10 protein-coding genes are annotated in these 18,595 nt (G+C 51.3%); 5 read left to right on the forward strand and 5 right to left on the reverse strand.

All coding sequences use genetic code 11. The annotated features are described in order from the left end of the window. Window positions 1–607 precede the first annotated feature (607 nt). The 5 genes from HY774_21000 (at window position 608) to HY774_21020 (ending at window position 11,170) form a co-directional block, all read left to right on the forward strand. Window positions 608–6,820, forward strand: coding sequence for a hypothetical protein (locus tag HY774_21000; protein MBI4750966.1), 6,213 nt, complete (start codon window positions 608–610; stop codon window positions 6,818–6,820). A 330-nt stretch (window positions 6,821–7,150) separates the two neighbouring features. Continuing rightward, entirely contained in the window at window positions 7,151–9,199 is a 2,049-nt protein-coding gene (locus HY774_21005; protein ID MBI4750967.1) for a response regulator, read from the forward strand. A gap of 54 nt (window positions 9,200–9,253) precedes the next feature. After that, window positions 9,254–9,649, forward strand: a complete 396-nt coding sequence (locus HY774_21010) for a DUF1311 domain-containing protein (GenBank protein ID MBI4750968.1) — start codon at window positions 9,254–9,256, stop codon at window positions 9,647–9,649. A 704-nt stretch (window positions 9,650–10,353) separates the two neighbouring features. Beyond that, a complete protein-coding gene (locus HY774_21015) occupies window positions 10,354–10,695 on the forward strand; it encodes a lysozyme (protein ID MBI4750969.1) in 342 nt (113 codons plus the stop codon). A 79-nt stretch (window positions 10,696–10,774) separates the two neighbouring features. Beyond that, the gene (locus HY774_21020; protein MBI4750970.1) at window positions 10,775–11,170 is read left to right on the forward strand and encodes a DUF1311 domain-containing protein; all 396 of its coding nucleotides are present in this window, start codon (window positions 10,775–10,777) and stop codon (window positions 11,168–11,170) included. An 86-nt stretch (window positions 11,171–11,256) separates the two neighbouring features. Here the strand turns inward: HY774_21020 and HY774_21025 are convergent, their stop codons facing one another. From HY774_21025 to HY774_21045, 5 genes are all read right to left on the reverse strand, one after another. After that, window positions 11,257–11,808 carry a hypothetical protein gene (locus HY774_21025; GenBank protein ID MBI4750971.1) on the reverse strand — a complete coding sequence of 184 codons (552 nt, stop codon included), beginning with the start codon at window positions 11,806–11,808 and terminating at the stop codon, window positions 11,257–11,259. A gap of 207 nt (window positions 11,809–12,015) precedes the next feature. Further along, the gene (locus HY774_21030; GenBank protein ID MBI4750972.1) at window positions 12,016–12,771 is read right to left on the reverse strand and encodes an alpha/beta hydrolase; all 756 of its coding nucleotides are present in this window, start codon (window positions 12,769–12,771) and stop codon (window positions 12,016–12,018) included. Window positions 12,772–13,336: 565 nt separating this feature from the next. Next, window positions 13,337–14,662, reverse strand: a complete 1,326-nt coding sequence (locus tag HY774_21035; GenBank protein ID MBI4750973.1) for an MFS transporter — start codon at window positions 14,660–14,662, stop codon at window positions 13,337–13,339. A gap of 82 nt (window positions 14,663–14,744) precedes the next feature. Further along, a complete protein-coding gene (malQ, locus tag HY774_21040; protein MBI4750974.1) occupies window positions 14,745–16,406 on the reverse strand; it encodes a 4-alpha-glucanotransferase in 1,662 nt (553 codons plus the stop codon). A 22-nt stretch (window positions 16,407–16,428) separates the two neighbouring features. Further along, entirely contained in the window at window positions 16,429–18,552 is a 2,124-nt protein-coding gene (locus HY774_21045; protein ID MBI4750975.1) for a glucoamylase, read from the reverse strand. Window positions 18,553–18,595: the final 43 nt, after the last annotated feature.

The following is an 18,595-nucleotide window of genomic DNA, read 5'->3' on the forward strand; positions in this document are numbered from 1 at the left end:
GGTAAGGTACTTACTAAGTACCTTGTCATAAATTTCCTGAGATATTGGATTTGGTAAGTATTTGATTCTTTTTGTGTATTTCGTGTGTTTCGTGGTTCAAAATGTCTGGAAATTTTCGGTAAGGTACTTACAACGAAGTTTTGATTCTACTCTGCGAAGCAGGCGGCGGCTTGTAAACCCAGAGTTGCACCCTGGGCTACGTGCCTGCGTCCAGTTCCTGGGCTCAAATCCGCTCATTTTTTCAACTCTTCATTCGCTTCATTGAGGGCCCAGAATCGAATTCCTTTCAATTTCCGGCAAAGAACTGGATTTTCTAGTACCCTACCTGTTTAGGTAGTTGTCCAGTTACCCCCTCCTCAGGTACTCATTGGGATTCCCGCACACCGCACCCCATTAGAGAAAGAACCGTGGATGCAATTTTTGGGCGAACCACTCATCTTCGCCCACTGACGAAGCCTCCCAAACCGTGTGACTACTGATAAGCGGGACTTCGTCAGTTTTTTCTACCCCGATCACAGATTGATAAAACCTCAACTCTGGTTCTTTCCAGGGGGGCGTGATTTTGAAGGTCTCCTCACATACCTTTCATCAGCCAGGAGTCGCCAGGATGTATCACAATTGGACATTGCACTGCCTAAGCCGTGCGATCTTTGCCGCAGCCATTGTTAGTTTGAATCTATTCATTCTTGTCATCACTTCTTTTTCGGTTTCTGCCCAGCAGCCGCCATCCCAGTGGACGTCACGGGGAGCGGGCGGCGGTGGCGCCTTATTTTCACCAAGCATCAATCCGAATAATTCAAGTGAAGTATATGCCGCCAGCGACTTGAGCGCCCTGTATCGGACGACCAACTTTGGAGGATCGTGGTCGGTGGTTGACTTCAATCAAATACAATCGTTTCACGAATCACAGGTTCAATTTACCAATGACCCAATGGTTCGGTACTGCCTGGATTTTTCGAATGATTTGCGAACGCCTCGGAAAACAACAGATGGCGGTGTGACGTGGCAGGATTTGACGGACGACCCAACGGATGGCGATGTGTATTACATTGCGGGCGATCCAAACAATTTCAATCGTCTGATTGTGACTGATTATACAACCGTGTATCTCTCAACCAATGGTGGTGCCTCATTTACGCCAAAATTTTCCACCAACGTGGGTGGTGCCGGCTGCCATCTGGCTGGTGCTTTTTTTGAAGGAACGAATATCTATCTGGGGACAAACGCTGGACTTGTGACGTCAACCGATAACGGCGCCAATTTTGCCCTGGCCAGTGTCGGAGGCATCCCTGCTGGACAGGCCATGTCATCGTTTGCCGGGGCGAAACAGGGAGCCACGACCCGTTTGTTTTGTGTGACGTACCCGGCTGGCGATATTTATGCCTCGGTCACGCCGATTGATATTCAGACCGATTATTTAGGAGTATACCGTCTGGATGTTGGGCAACCGAACTGGACTCTTTCAACCACCGGGATTGCCGCCGGTACCTATCCGTATTTTGTCGGGATGGCCCAAAACAACATTTCAGTGGCCTATCTCGGCGGTGCCAGCGATGCCAATGCCAATGGTGATCCGGCCCCGACCGTGTATAAAACCACCAATGGCGGCACCTCCTGGACGAGTGTCCTGCTCACGGCCAATAACCAGAATGTGTATACTGGTTGGGCCGGATACCAGGGCGACCGTGGCTGGAGCTTTGGCGAGTATGCCCTTGGATTTGCCGTTTCCGGGTCTGACCCAAATCGGCTGATTATTACAGATTTTGGGCATCCGCACCTGAGCAGCGATGGTGGTGCAACCTGGAAACAAGCCTATGTTGACCCATCCACGCAGAATGAAATCAATACACCAATTCCAAAAGGAAAATCATATTTAAGTGTTGGCATGGAACAGACTTCGACCTGGTGGTTGACCTGGTCCGACACCAACAATTTGTTTGCGGCTTTTACTGATATTCGTGGGAAACGGAGCACCGACAGCGGAAATACCTGGTCGTTTGGGTACACCGGTCACACCTTTAATTCAATGTATGAAGTCATCCGTCACCCTTCAACCGGTGTTTTGTACGGGGCGACTTCGACGGTCCACGATATGTACCAGAGCACATACCTGACCGACAGTCGGATTGATGGCGGCAACGGACAGGTATTGTTCTCAACGAACCAGGGTGCTGCCTGGCAGGTGGCCTATGCGGCTGGGCATCCTGTGATTTGCGTGGCGGCAGATCCCAACAACACCAATCGGCTGTATGCGAGCGTGATTCATAGCACTCAGGGTGGAATCTTTGTTTCCAACAATATTCAGAATGGAACGTCAGCCACCTGGACGAAATTAACCAATCCCCCACGAACCCAGGGACACCCGTTCAACATTCGTGTTTTGAACGATGGTACTCTGGTGTGTTCCTACTCTGGCCGTCGTGCCGGAAGCCCGCTCCAATTTCAGAACAGTTCGGGTGTGTTTGTCAGCACCAATGGTGGGAGTTCGTGGCTGGATCGAACCGATCAGAGCATGATCTACTGGACCAAGGACGTAGTGATTGATCCAAACGATGCGAATCAAAATACCTGGTACGCTGGTGTTTGGAGTGGGTATGGAACAGTTGCTCCTGGATTGCCTGCACCCCAGGGAACCGGTGGTCTGTATAAAACCACCAATCGAGGGCAGAACTGGACGCGAATCCTGAACCTGGACCGGGTGACTTCATGCACGATTAGCCCAACCAACCCGAATGTAATGTATGTGACCACCGAGCAGGATGGTTTGTGGTATACCAATAATTTGAATTCGGGGTCTCCAACTTTTACGCTGGTCACAAGTTTTCCCTTCCGCCAACCGGAGCGTGTTTTCTTTAACCCGTTTAATTCAAATGAGATTTGGGTAACGACCTTTGGTTCGGGTTTATGGCGTGGAATGCTTTCGGTTGGTGGAACGCCACCTTCGGTTAACAATCCAAGCCCCTCGACGATTTGCTCAGGTGGATCTACCACCTTTTCAGTAACTGCGAATGGGAGCGCCCCGCTTGCCTATCAATGGCAGGTTGACACCCTTCCAATCAATGGCGTGTATACCAATGTGACGGCGGCGCCGCCGTACAGTGGAACGAATACCGACACCTTGACAATCACTGGCGCAACGGCTGCCCAGGCAGGGAATTATCGCGTCGTGGTGAGCAATGGCGTCCAGCCGGATGCCACCAGCCAACCCGCATTGCTCACCGTTGATCCACTGGCGACGGCCAACGCTGGGCCGGACCAGACGATTTGTTCCAATCAAAGCGTGACTTTGGCAGGCAGTGTTGGAGGCGGTGCCGCATCTGGCACCTGGAGCGGTGGCGCGGGAACATTCACTCCCAATGCCACGACTTTGAATGCCGTCTACACTCCAACTGCGGGTGAAATCTCAGCCGGAAGTGTCACCTTGACGCTGACGACCAATGACCCAGCCGGACCTTGTGGCACGGCAACCGACACCGTAATCATTACCATTTCACCAGCGGCCACGGCCAATGCTGGACCCGATCAAACCATTTGTTCCAACCAAACCGTGACCCTGGCTGGAAGTGTTGGTGGAAGTGCCGCATCCGGCACCTGGAGCGGTGGTGCTGGTACATTTACGCCAAATCCCAATGCTCTGAATGCCGTTTACACCCCGTCGGCGGGTGAAATTTCGGCTGGTAGCGTGACCTTGACGCTGACCACGAACGATCCAACTGGACCCTGCGGTGTGGCGACTGACACGGTGGTCATCACCATCAATGCTGGCGCCACGGTCAATGCCGGGCCAGACCAGACGGTATGTGCTTCAAGTCCTTCAGTAACGCTGGCTGGAAGTTTTGGCGGGCTGGCGACGTCAGCCACCTGGACAGGCGGCGGCGGGACGTTCAACCCGAATGCCAGCACAGTCAATGCGGTTTACACGCCATCGGCAGGTGAAATCTCAGCCGGGTCAGTGACATTGACGCTGACGACCAATGATCCAACTGGTCCCTGTGGGGCCGCAACCGACACCATCACGATCACGATTTCACCAGCGGCGACGGCCAATGCTGGATCCGATCAAACCATCTGTTCCAACCAAACTGTGACCCTGGCTGGAAGCGTTGGCGGAAGTGCCGCATCTGGCACCTGGAGCGGCGGAGCCGGCACGTTTACCCCAAATGCCAGTGCTCTGAATGCCGTTTACACGCCATCTGCTGGTGAAATTTCAGCCGGGTCGGTGACGTTGACACTGACCACGAACGATCCAACCGGACCCTGTGGTGTGGTGACTGATACGGTGGTCATCACAATCAATGCTGGTGCCACGGTCAATGCCGGGTCAGATCAAAGTACCTGTGCTGGTGGCTCGTTTACATTGGCCGGGAGTTTTGGCGGTGCTGCAAGTTCAGCCACCTGGAGCGGCGGTACTGGGACTTTCTCACCCAATGCCAGTGCTTTAAATGCGACCTACACGCCGTCACCGGCTGAAATTACCGCCGGCGGTGTCACTTTGACCTTGACGACCAATGATCCGACTGGTCCGTGCGGAACCGTTTCAGACACGGTACTTCTGACGATCACTCCAGGAGTTTCCGTGAATGCTGGACCAGATCAGACGAAATGCGCTTCGAGTCCAGCCGTGACCCTGGCTGGAAGTATTGGAAATGGCGCAACTTCGGCCACCTGGAGCGGCGGCGCGGGAACCTTTAGTCCAGATGCCAGTGCGCTCAATGCGGTGTACACACCATCAGCCGGTGAAATCTCAGCCGGCAGCGTGACGTTGACCCTGACGACCAACGATCCAACTGGACCGTGCGGGGCGGTCTCCGACACGGTAACCATCACCATCAGTCCAGCGGCGACGGTCAATGCCGGTCCCGACCAGACAGTTTGTTCTGGAAACACCATTCCCCTCAATGGTTCATTTGGCGGAAGTGCCACCTCCGCGACCTGGACTGGCGGCGGCGGAACGTTTACGCCAAATGCCAGTTCCTTGACAGCCGTGTACACACCGTCCGCCGGTGAAATTTCGGCTGGAAGCGTGACTTTGACTTTGACCACCAATGATCCAGCCGGCACCTGTGGAGCCGTTTCAGACACGGTCACCATCACGATCAATCCAGGACCGTCAGTCAATGCTGGACCTGATCAAACAGTGTGTGCCACCAACCCAACCATTTCACTCGGAGGTTCATTTGGCGGTGGCGCCACAACGGTGACCTGGACCGGAGGCACCGGCACGTTTAACCCAAATCCAAATACACCTGGCGCCACCTATACCCCATCAGCAGGTGAGATCGCCGCCGGTAGCGTGGTATTGACACTGACCACCAATGATCCTGCTGGACCTTGTGGCGCGGTGTCCGATACCGTGACCATTACCATTACCCCGGCGGCTACGGTCAATGCCGGACCGGATCAAACAATTTGCGGGGGGAGCACTGTCTCGCTGGCTGGTGCAATTGGTGGTAGTGCCGGATCAGCCACCTGGAGTGGTGGAAGCGGTACCTATACTCCGAATTTTGGCGTGCTCAATGCGACCTATACCCCATCGGCTGCGGAAATTACCGCTGGTACGGTAACTTTGACACTGACAACCAATGATCCAGCCGGACCCTGCGGAATTGCCTCCGACACAGTAACCATCACCATCAACCCGGCGGCGGCTGTGAATGCCGGCCCCGATCAGGCCGTCTGTGCCAGCAATAGCACGGTGACGCTGGCTGGAACGCTTGGTGGGAGTGCCACTTCCGGCACCTGGAGCGGCGGCGGTGGGACGTTTGTTCCAAACAATACCACGCTGAATGCAACCTACACGCTGACAGCGGCTGAAATCCAGGCGGGAACGGTCATCTTGACCTTAACGACCAATGATCCAGCCGGTCCGTGTGGTGCAACCACCGACTCGGTGACACTTACCATCAGTCCATCGTGCAGTGAACTGGCGGTGCTCTATGTTGCCGACACGACCAACAATCGAATTCAAAAATTTGATGGGCAAACCTGGAGCATGGTCGGTGGCGGTGGTGGAAGCGCCGTCGTTGGACACTTCAGACGACCGGAAGCGGTTGTGGCCAACGTCTCAGGTACCCGAATTTATGTGGCTGATACTGGAAACAACCGAATTCAATGGTCAACCGATGGCGGAGTCACCTGGAGCCTGTTTGCATCAAACGGAATTAAGCGCAATCAGGTGAAAGGTCCCCAGGGGCTGGCGCTCGATGCTCAAGGAAACCTGTATGTGGCGGATACCTTAAACAACCGGGTGCTTCGGTTTAACGGCGGCGTGCCTGGGCTTGGTATTGAAGTGGCTGTCTCCGGTTCAAGCGCCGGACAGGTCAAACTGCCGGGAGGGCTGGCCGTTGATGCCGCGTTTACGCTCTTCATTACCGATGTGGCCAACAGTCGTATTTTGAAACTGGTCAATGCCCACACTGTTCCTGGGTCAGGAAGTGCGACGCCACTGGCAACCGCCGGGACCGGCGCCAATCAGGTTCGGTTCCCGCAGGGAGTTGCTGTTGATAATGCGGGTAATCTGTATGTGGCTGATACCGGAAACTCAAGAATATTGCAATTTACGGGTGGCCAACCAGGAGCAGGTCTCATTCTGGCGACCGTCGGTTCATCTTTGGGCCAGGTTCGGGATGCTGAAGGAGTGACGGTCAGTGCTTTCAGTACTGGAAATTTTGCCGGTGGCTCATTCCTGGTGGTCGGCGATACCAACAATAACCGGATTCAAGGGCGATTCCTCAGTGCTGGCGAATGGGTACTGGTTGGCAGCCCCAATGGACAGGGCGGAAACATCGGTCAGTTCCGAACCCCCAGTAAAATTCGTTAGTTTGTCGAAGCATTCGCAGTAAGGGATTATCCCAATTGTACTCTGATAGTTCCTTGCAAACTTCTGCACCGTCTCCAGGCCGAGCCTCGGTAGTCACTGTACCGTCTGTTTTCTCAGGGATTCAGACGGTGCAGTGGCAACCGAGGTTTTTTTCTTGCCTGAAAAATTGGGCAATTCCTTTCAGAATCAGAGCTGATGTTGTATTTTCTGACCGCTGTTCATGCCAAAGTTCTATCAGATTCCATTCTCTTTTTATTCGAGCACATTTTCCTCAGTTCTTGTGAGTAAATGATTGAGTTGATTCAGCACGGCTGTGAGTGAGCTTCTGTTATGACTGAAATGGATCCTGCCCTTCTCCTGGAACTTGAAGCACTCCGGAAGGAAAACGCAGGCTTAAAAAATCTGCTTGCCGCTTCCCAGAAAAGTGAGGTTCTGTTACAGGCATTTCTCGATACCGTTCCGTTTCTGGTCTGGATTTCAGACCGAAGCGGCACCTGTATCCTCCAGAGCCAGGTTGCCCTGGACCAGTGGGGTGATTTGAGAGGCAAAACCCTGGCTGATTTTCAGGTTCCACAAGATATTGCAAATCAATGGAGTGATCGAGAAAGACGGGTTTGGGCGGGCGAAATTATTCGCGAGGAAGTATTGTATACCTTTCAAGACCATACCCGATGGGTCGAAGAAATTATTGCTCCGGTCAAAACCAATCAGGAAATCATCGGACTGGTCGGTATCTCGCTTGATATTTCGGAGCGAAAACTCTTTGAGGAAGAACTAAAACACGCGCGGGATACGGCATTGGAAGCGTCACGAGCCAAATCTGAATTTCTGGCCAATATGAGTCACGAAATCAGAACCCCAATGAATGCCATTATTGGGCTCACCGGGTTGCTCCTGGATACCCACTTGACCTCGGACCAGCTCGATTTTGTTGAGACCATCCGTTCAAGCGGCGATAGTTTATTGACCATCATCAACGATATCTTGGATTTTTCGAAGGTTGAGTCAGGTAAATTAACCCTTGAAATTCAGCCTTGTAACTTGCGGGATTGCATTGAAGGAGCGCTGGATTTGGTCACGACCCAGGCTGTGCAGAAGGGAATTAACCTTGCCTATCTCATTGACGAATCAACCCCGGTCATGGTGATGACCGATATAACACGGCTCCGCCAGATTCTGGTAAACCTGCTCAATAATGCTGTCAAGTTCACACCACAGGGCGAAGTTTTGGTCATGGTTGAGTCCATGGCCCGAAATGGAAAGTCACATGAAGTCCATTTTACCGTCAAAGATACGGGAATCGGTATTCGAGAAAGTCATATTGGCCGTTTGTTTCAGACCTTTAGCCAGGTTGATGCCTCGACGACCCGCAAGTACGGAGGAACTGGTTTGGGGCTGGCCATCAGTCAAAAACTATGTGAGTTGATGGGCGGCACCATCTGGGTTGAAAGCCAGGAAGGGGTTGGTTCGACCTTTCATTTTACCATTGTGGCAGAGTCGGTTCCTGGTCAGTCTGAGATTGTGTTTCAAGGGCGGAGCATTGTCCTGGCTGAAAAGCGGCTGTTGATTGTTGACGACAACCCAACCAATCGAAAGATTCTGACGCTTCAATCCCAATCGTGGGGAATGCTCCCAAGGGCAACTGCCTCGCCGTTGGAGGCGTTGTCCTGGATTGAACACGATGAACCGTTTGATGTCGCCATCCTGGACGTCAATATGCCGGAAATGGACGGTTTTGATCTGGCCACTGAAATTCAGAAAATCCGGCACCCAGGCACATTGCCGCTGGTATTGTTGACCTCCTCGGCGATGAGGCCATCCCGAACGCTCTCAACCCAGGTTGAATTTGCCGCCTGTTTAACAAAACCAATTAAGCCGAAGCAGCTTTTTACACTTCTTTCCGCCATTTTTGGGCATTCCCTTCCGAAAACAGCTCCAGGTCAGGCCACAAGCGAAACTGAACCGCCGTTGGGAATGCGGTTCCCACTCCGAATCCTCCTGGCTGAAGACCACGTGATCAATCAGAAAGTTGCCCTTCGAACCCTGGAACGCATGGGATATCGGGCGGATTTGGCCGCCAATGGGTTTGAGGTGATTGAGGCATTAAAACGCCAGGCGTACGATGTGATTTTAATGGACATTCAAATGCCTGAAATGGATGGGTTAGAAGCAACTCGTCAAATTTGCAGTCGCTTTCCAAAGTCTCGAAAACCCTGGATTATCGCCATGACAGCCGGAGTTCTGGCCGAAGATCGCGAAAAATGTTTTGCTGCCGGGATGGACGATTTCATTAGCAAACCGGTCACGTTTCAGCAACTTCAAGCGGCTTTAGAACGAACCGTTATTCCCAATTTGGAAGAATTCACACCGTTTCAATAGCATCGCCAGATATAAAACCCAGCTCAGACTCAAAAATCTTGAAAGGAAACTGAAGTGATTCAATCAATTTTCAATGCTGTGATCATTGTGTGTTTGGTGAGTTGGATGGCTCAAGGCGCTTTGCACCCCAGCTCAAAACAAGATAACCCCTGTCCCAATGCTGAAACCCAGTCGGAGTTAAATGACTGTGCCCTCCAACAATTCAAAAAAAGCGATGCCGAGTTGAATGTGGTCTATAAACGAATCCTGAAAAACCTGGAGCCAACTGAGAAAAAGAATTTGATTGCGACGCAACGTGCCTGGCTTGCCTATCGAGATGCGTATGGAAAATCACTCCTGGAACGTGGGGGAAGCGCCGCCCCCATGAGAATGCATTTTGGTCTGGCCGCGTTAACCCAGGAAAGAATCAAGCATCTGATTGATGATTATGAAATTGAAGGGAATGTTTGAGAATCCAGGATTGGCAAACATTGTGACACGAATCTGAGAACTCTGGTTGAATTCATTCTATTCAAAGTGACCTTTCCGCTCACAAGCATTTAAATTAAAAAGGTTGAATCCCAAATTTAATTCAATTTGGATGAGCAACATTTTGTTAATTTCAGTAGGAGTGGTTTTTTAGTTAAGGCTTAGACTTTCAATAGTTTATAGCTCTATATCGAAGTTGGTTGGGTTGATCTTTTCCTTTGGTATGGCTTTTGCTTAATGTCAGCTATCCAATTCAAAAAGCTATGTATGCTAAGGGAAGGGTCACTATGGGAGTTCAAGTTCGAACACGCGATGGGATACTGGTTGATGTTCCCTCTCTGGAGGGAAATGTTGGAATTCCAGCTCCGAATCATTTGAGAGATATCAAGGAAATTCAAACTTTACTGAGGCGCGTGATGGCGATGGGTCATCTTCCTCAAGCCTTTGTTCCAGATCATGGTGGATTGGACAGTAATACCCTGCTTGCAATTCGGCAGTTTCAAAACAAATTCGGATTCAAAAACGCCCGGCCCGGAGATACATTAATTGCTCCCCTGAGTCCCACACTTTTAAAACTGGTTGAGCTTTCAGAGACGCCAATTCATATTCAAAAACCTGCGGCTGGACCCGTTACCCGAAAAACCGGAGCTGCTGGGCGTGAGTTAATCAAAAGCTTTGAAAAGCTCATGCTGCAGATGTATGACAATGATGGGGGCAAAAATTGTACAATTGGGTATGGGCATTTACTCCATAGAGGAGCATGCACTTTGGAAGACAGGAAAAAATACCCAAATGGTATTACTGAGGCTCAAGCTGAGGCTTTACTTGCTGAAGATCTTCAGGAAGCAGAAGCTGTTGTAAATAAGCATATTAAAGCTCCATTAACTCACAAGAGTGATTATCAGGGCGCCATGGCCTCGCTCTTGAGGTGGAATAAGGCAGATGGTGTTGTCCAACGGGGGCTCATTCGACGCCGAAACGCTGAAAAAAACCTGTTTATGAAACAGGAGTTTGCAATTTGGGTTTAACGTGATAGTCGTCCAGGAAACTATTTGGTGGCTTTTATGAGAACAGGTCCAACTTTATAACTTTTTAAAGGAAATTCAGATGTTGAAACATGTTTTAAAAGTGCTGATCGTGGTTTGTGTAATCAGTTTAATGATCCAGGGAGACTCTTTTGCTAGCTCTAAACAGAAGGATCCTTGTCAGGATGCTGAGACCCAAACTGATTTAAATGACTGTGTTTTCAAGGAATACAAAAAAGCGGATGCCCGGTTGAACCGGATGTACAAGCGAATTATGAAAAAACTAGAGCCAGCAGAGAAATCGCGTCTGCTTGCTTCTCAGCGAGCCTGGCTCAAATACCGTGACGCGATTGCAGATGAACTCTTGGAGCGAGGTGGAAGTGCCGCTCCAATGAGAATGTACGGTGCAATGAAAACCGCAACTCTTGAACGAATTAAATTTTTGAAGTGGCATTATGAAACTGAAGGGGTTGTCTAACTATCCGTGGTCACAATCCATTGAATTATCAAAAAGATATCCAGAGTGAAAAGAGGGAAAGGGAATTGATCCCGTTCCCTCTTTGATTATTGAATGGCTTTCAGCTTTTGATTCAACCGCTCCCACGCGGCCTGGTCGGCGGGTTTAGCCCAATTCCAGCCGATGCGTTCCCAATCTGGATCGTCCGGATCAAGACCCAGTACCCGAATATATTCAGCCGTACAAATAAAAAACTGGCTTTTGTACGGTAATAAATATCCTCCGGTCTGTTGCCGATGGTGACTGGCCGTTTCGTAACTGGCATACCATTCGTTGAGAAAGCCCCCGCACCGACGCGGATACAAATCGGTGAAGGTGTTTTTATTTCGGAAGGCATCGAGTTTTTCCATTCGGTGCTTTAACTCAGCCCAGGACGGAAAGTTATTTTCAAGCGCGATCACGGCCAGCGCATGTTTCAGCTTGATATCCTCTTTATTTGCAAGAATTGACACTGCAGTAGATTGAGCCAGATGTGACAATCGGCAAAACCTGGAAGCTGCCGTAAGCGCTTTTTCAGGATCGGTTGATCTGAGGTTTTTTAAGAGAATTGACGCCTGGATTTTGTATTCGTCCAGGTTGACGGGTCGGGAGACGGCCATAAAGACTCCTTTGTTTGGTGCCCACAACCCGCGATTTGGGGCAAAGAAGTTTTATGAACTCGTTGCACATCTACAACTTCAAAGGGTGAGGTCCTCTTTTGCGGGTGCAGGCGTCCCTGATCAGCCTGCACCGACCATACCTTGCCGCCTGGTTCATTGTCAAAAGGGATTTCCAGAAAGGAAAGGTCTCCTGGCCCAACTCCGAGTTCACTGAAGTGTCAGGAAATTGAGTGCCGTGACCACAAAATGTGGTGTCTGGTCGCCGAAAATTGGACCGTGGCCACCATTGGGGACAACCCAGAGTGCGGCCTTGGGAATGGCTTGATACATTTCCAGGGCGAGTGATACCGGATAAAGTGGGTCACGGTCTCCGTGGACGATTAGTGTTTGGGCTTTAATGGTTGAAAGCAACGGCGGCGTAAAATTCATGTCCTCATAACTGTCCTTCATCTGATTGGCAAGTGTCCACAATAATCGGATTTGATCATCCTCGTGTTTGTGCCACTGTCGCATTTGTTCCCATTCGGTCTCGCTTCGGTTGTCAGGAGACAACTGGCTCATGGCGATCCGGGCTTCCTTCGGAAAATAGGGAGTGGCGCTGACCAGTACCATTGCTTCCACTCGATCAGGTTGTTGGGTAGCCATATGCAGCAGAGTTTTAGCGCCACAACTCATTCCAATTGCTTGAAAGGTCCTGATTCCAAGCTGATCGAGCAAGGCAAATACATCGAGCGCAGACTGACGGTGGGTAAATTTTCCTGATGGATTGGTTGATCGTCCGTGCCCGCGCAGATCGGGTACAATCAGTTGAAACCCCGTCGGTGCCTCCGGAAAAATCAGTTCCCAGTTGCATCCAGCGCCGCTGAATCCGTGGAGGAGCACCAGCGGGGATCCTTCTCCACAGATTTCAACATACATGTCCAGTTCTTGAAGGCTTTCGATTTGCCCAGGTTCAGCTCTCATCGTTGGTCACCTGATTAAAAAAATGTGATTGAGAACTCATACTATTTAGAGCGTGTCGCAGAACTCTATGCTTGAAAAATAAGCACTTACAGCTTTTGCGAAGTTACCCTTTTGGATTCAATCCCGAAAAATCGGGAGACGTTCAATGAGTTTATGCTAGGCCAGATTCATAAGCGCTTTGTTTACAATAATTGAGTTCTGCGACACGCTCTATTTAGGGCTGAGGGTATCGGGCTAAGGGCTAAGGGAAATACAATTCTATCAATAACTTAACCTCTTATTAATACGATAGGATCATTCCAAAATGGTATCAATAATGGACCTGGATTTACCCTATCTCGGTTCATTTTTGGAATGCTCACCGACTTCAATCAAGTGGGAAAAAGTTAAGAGTTCCGCCTTTAGGCGGGTTTTGTATCCCCAGGTTGGTCCGCAGGGACACCGGGGCCGCCTGAAGGCGGAACTCTTCACGCTCTCTTCATTTCCAAACAAAGAATTGCGGTCAATCAAGTCTATCAAACAGATTTCTTCAGCTCTAAGCCCGGTTTCTTCAGCCCGACTTGCTTTAATGCCCCCCAGCGACTGGTTTGGCGTGGTCGTGGGCTGCGACGTCATCAACCAGGGTAACCAGCGCTGCCGCCACGATCATTGAAACCCCACCCAACATCACCACTTTGATTGGTTCGCTATTAAACAGATATTTCACCAGCGGTTGAAAGGTGATTGATGCGACGATTTCCGGTAACACAATGAAAAAGTTGAAGATGCCCATATAGAGCCCGGTTCGTTCTTGAGGAAGTGCTCCGGAAAGAATGGCATACGGCATGGAGAGAATCGAGGCCCAGGCAATGCCAACCCCAACCATCGAAGCCAGCAGCATATATTTATCATGGATGACGTAGACCGAAAGCAGCCCGGCGCCACCACACAACAAACAGATGGTATGCGTAAGTTTCCGGCCCACAACTCGGGCAATGGCTGGAATGGCAAACGCCACCATAAAACACACCACCGAATAAGCCGCAAAACACACTCCACCCCAGTTGGCGCCGGCGGTGTATTCGGGAGATTTGGGGTCAGTTGCGCCAAACACATGGCGGGCAATGGCTGGGGAAAAGAAAATCCACATACAAAACAACCCAAGCCAGGTGAAAACCTGAACCACCGCGAGTTGTTTCATGGTGCGGGGCATTTCTTTCAAGGCATGAAGGATCTCAGTCACCCATTCCCCAGGTTTGGCTTTGCTATGCTGTTTGCGGAATTCCTCCAGATTTTCAGGCGGGTATTCGTCCGTTGTAATGATGGTGACCAACACGGCAGCCAGGAACGCAACTGCGCCAAACCAGAAAGAGTATTGTACCGCCAGCGGCATCCCGGTACTGCTCACGCCCGTAATCCCACCCCGATCAAGCAAATATGGCATGGCACTGGCGAGGGTGGCACCCAATCCGATAAAAAAGCTCTGCATCACAAACCCGGTGGTGTGTTGTTCGGGATTGAGTTTGTCAGCGACGAAGGCGCGGAACGGCTCCATGCTGATGTTGATGCTGCTGTCCATAATCCAGAGCATACTGGCCGCTACCCAAACTGCTGGTGACAGCGGCATCAGGAACAACGCGATACTGGCCAGGATGGCACCCACTAAAAAATAAGGCCGGCGACGACCCAATCGAGTCCAGGTTCGATCACTCATCGCGCCAATGATTGGCTGTACAATCAGCCCGGTCATCGGAGCCGCAAGCCATAAAATAGGAATTTCATCTGGATTGGCACCCAACCGCTCATAAATGGGGCTCATATTGGCCATCTGCAAGGCCCAGCCACACTGGATTCCAAAAAATCCAAAGCTCATATTCCAGATTTGCCAAAAGCTGAGATTCGGTTTCTGCATGCGGTTTCCTCGATGTGGGGTGCGGCGGCTTGACGCTGCTTTTAAGTTTCTAAAGCGGCGTCAAGCCGCCGCACTCCAAAAATTAATACCCGGTTTGTGAGTCAGTTGGCGGTTCGGTGCCGTCAGCGGGTACTGGCTCTTCGGCGACTTCTTCCAGGGCAGGAGCGGGCGCCTCTTCAACCACTTCAGCCGGCGCTTCAGCCGGCGCTTCAGTTGGAAATGGGACCCGGCCATACAATTCACCCAGCCGTTTCAATCGCCCGGCAATTTCATCTGTGAGTGCGCCCGCCGGATATCGCCAGTTCCAGTTGCCTTTCTCACTGGCCGGCAAATTCATCCGCGCCTCAGACCCGAGTCCAAGGAGGTCCTGAACCGGCACAATCGCATAGACTGAAACCGAAGCCATCACGGTGCGGATGAAATCCCAGTGAATCTCCTCGCCTTTGATGTTGAGGTATTCCAGGCAAAAATTTCGCTCGTGTTCGATTTGTTTGGCCGAACGGGTCGAACCACTGTTGGCCTGGCTATTGAACCAGCCAACGGTCGTGTCATTGTCATGTGTTCCGGTATACACCACTGTGTTTGGAAGATAATTATGTGGCAAATCGTGATTTTTGGTGTCGCCGGCAAACGCAAACTGCAGGATCCGCATTCCGGGGAACTCGAAATCATCCCGAAGGGCCGCCACGTCAGGGGTAATCACGCCCAGGTCTTCGGCAATGATGGGCAATTCTTCAAATGTTTCTTTGAGGAAGGTAAAGAATTCACGCCCTGGAACTTCGACCCATTTCCCCTTTTTGGCGGTTTTTTCATTGGCGGGCACTTCCCAGCAGGCAGCGAAGCCCCGGAAGTGGTCAAGCCGAATAATGTCCACCAGTCGGAGCAGGTTTTGGAGTCGGGCGACCCACCAGTGATAGTTGATGGACTTCATATTTTCCCAGTTATAGAGTGGATTTCCCCATAACTGACCGGTTTCACTGAAGTAATCCGGCGGAACCCCAGCCACGACGGTTGGATTTCCGTCTTTGTCGAGTTTGAACAAATCTGGATAGGTCCAGACGTCAGTCGAGTCATAGGCCACAAAAATTGGAATATCCCCAATGATCTTGATGCCTTTGTCATTGGCGTAGGTCTTTAGCTTTTTCCATTGTTTGAAAAACAGATATTGCGCAAATTTGTGAGTTTCGACCAGATCGTGCAATTCTTCGTGGGCTTCGTGAAGTGCCTGTCGGTTTCGTAGCGCATACTTTTTTTCCCACCCATTCCAGGCTTTTCCCTGGTGGTGGTCTTTGAGGGCCCGAAAGAGGGCATAGTCATCCAGCCAGGCGGCTTCTTCGGCGCAAAAATGCTCAAATCCGGCGGCGAGTTCCGGGGCTGGTTTCTTTTGGAAGGTTTGAAACGCTTTGGTCAGCAAAGCATTTTTGCGTTTGACCACTTCACCAAAATCCACCCGGTCCGCGCCCAATTCAGGGTAGTCTTTCAGGTCTTCTGCAGATAACAGTCCATCTGTCACCAGAGAATCGAGGCTCACCAGGAGTGGATTGCCGGCAAATGCCGAAAAGCAGGCATAGGGCGAATCGCCAAACCCGGTTGGCCCAAGCGGCAAGACCTGCCAGAGGGTTTGGCCGGCGGCTTCTAAAAAATCAACAAAAGCAAAAGCTTCGTCTCCAAGTTCTCCAATTCCGTAGCGACCCGGCAACGAGGTCGGATGCAACAAAATTCCACTTGATCGTTGAAAACTCACAGAATTCTCCTTGATGAGAAAATTACCGTTGGTTCTGAAAATGGTCTCGAACCACGGTTGGTTGTTCAATAATGCGTTTTTGCTGAATGCCGAGCACCAGTCGAATGAACTGGGCCATACACCAGGCCAGCGGAGTGGCCGCACCGGTCGTGTGGGCCATTTTCCAGCGGGCATCGGGAGGCCAGTTGCGATCCCAGACCTGTTCGCCAATCATATGGGTTGAACTGGCAAATCCCATCATGGTTCGAGCATAGAGCGTGGCGTCTTCGCCTTTGGCCAGAGCGAGTTCACCGCGTTCACCGGTTAAGAGCGGCCACAAGCGTCCGATGCCTTGCCCGGTCCAGCCGGAACCGTCCAACCGGTCACCGTAGCCATCATGGTTGTACCGATACCAGCCTGGACCTTTGGGTGTTTCAACCCGAATAGTCTTATCCATCACGGCTACTGAGCGGGTGATTTTCGGGTCGGTCCCAGGGCGAATTCCAAGCCGGACAAGTTCCAAAAAGCCTCCGTCAATGATCGAACGCTCGTCATAAGTGCCGCCGCCGTTGTTGATTTCGATTTTGGCGCCATCATTGGGGTCTTTGTCGTCATTGATCCGGAAATAATAGCCGCGCTCGCGTTCACCGGCGTCATGTGGCCCCGTCGTGGTGTAGCACCACGTTTCAACACCCGTGGCCCATTCGTTGGCTTTTTTCACATAGCGGTCGGCATCATCATTTTTCTTGAGTTTGCGGGCAATATCAGCCGCACAAATCAATCCAGCAATTTCAGCGGCAATCGTGGATGGCGAATACCCGCTTTCTTCTTCCCAGCGTTCCTGCTGGGTTTCCGGGCCGGTTTTCAAAATAAATTCGGCTGATGGGCGGATGTGCTGGCGGTAGGTGTTTTCGTCAAAGCGTTCGAGCTGCCACGCCAAAATGAGTGGAAAGGCGGCTTCGTCCATCTGGATCGAAGTCCAAAATGGCCGTCCATCCAGCCAGGAATTTTGCGGAAAGCTCCCATCAGATCGTTGTTGTTTTTCAAACAAATAATCGAGTGCCCGGTTAGCAGCTTCTGTGTCGCCGAGCGCCAGAAACGCCGTCGCAACTTGATAGAGGTCACGTGACCAGACGAGATGATAGCCGCCAATGTTGGGGTCGTCGGCGTTGGCGACTTCACCCCAGGGAATGCTCAAACTGGCAATTGACGCCCCCCGAAAGGTTTTATCTTCCAGGGCATAGAGGGTCATTGAGGCCATCGTAAACGTGTCGCGGAATTCTGGGGAAGTCGCCGGCAGTTTTTTTACAAGTGATGACCATTCATCAATATAGGCTTTTTTCACCGCCGCAAACCCGTCTTTTAACGAGCCACGGGCTTCGTCGAGGGCTGACTGAGCCGTTTCACCAAACCCAAAGGCCAGTGTTGAATCATACCCGGCGAGCTGGCCGATTTGAACGACATTCCCATTTGCTGCGCGAGTTTCAAGTGCATCCAGCTTGCCGTCTTCGGTGAGGTCGGTCCAGCCATCCGAGACCCCGGCAAACCCGCTGGAGGTCATTGAAAATGCTGGTCGCGCCACAGTGGCCATCGCAATGGTACCTTCGCTGGCAACCAGGGCTTTGGCCTCGGTGTATCCGGTGTCTTTCATGCCGCTATTTGAAATTGACGGGTCAACCAGGGCATAGATCTGGTATTGCCGCCTGTCATTTTTCTCAAGCGGGCGAAAGTTCACCTGAACCAGCAGGGTGTTGCGATTTGGGTCAGTGGTATAGGTTTTGGTCAGTTCCCAGCGGGCACCGTCACTGGTGATCTGGGTAAAACTCAGAGAATTCTTATCAGTCCAGGTGGTCTCGCGTCGGACAGCGTGCAGTGATTCAAGTCGCCGATATCCTTTGGTGTCGGTAATAATGAAATCGAGATTGCGCAGGTTGGCCACGTCCAGCCGGGGGTAGTAGACCTCAGTCAACTGGCCATCGGCGAGTGTAAACCAGACTTTCGACCGCAGACTCAGGCTGGTGCCCAATCCGGTTTTGTTCCCTGTGGTCCACGAAGACATGACACCGGGCTGACCTTTGGCGGCCTGGATCTGGGCAAAAACCGGGAGGATGGAAACACATTGCGTTACAGCTAAAATCCAAATCAACCAGCGTGCTTTTACGTCCACGTTAGAACCTCAATTTCAAAGGAAGAACCAGCCTGCCATTCAT

The sequence above is a fragment of the Acidobacteriota bacterium genome, from assembly GCA_016208495.1.
In the GTDB taxonomy this organism is placed as follows: domain Bacteria; phylum Acidobacteriota; class Blastocatellia; order Chloracidobacteriales; family Chloracidobacteriaceae; genus JACQXX01.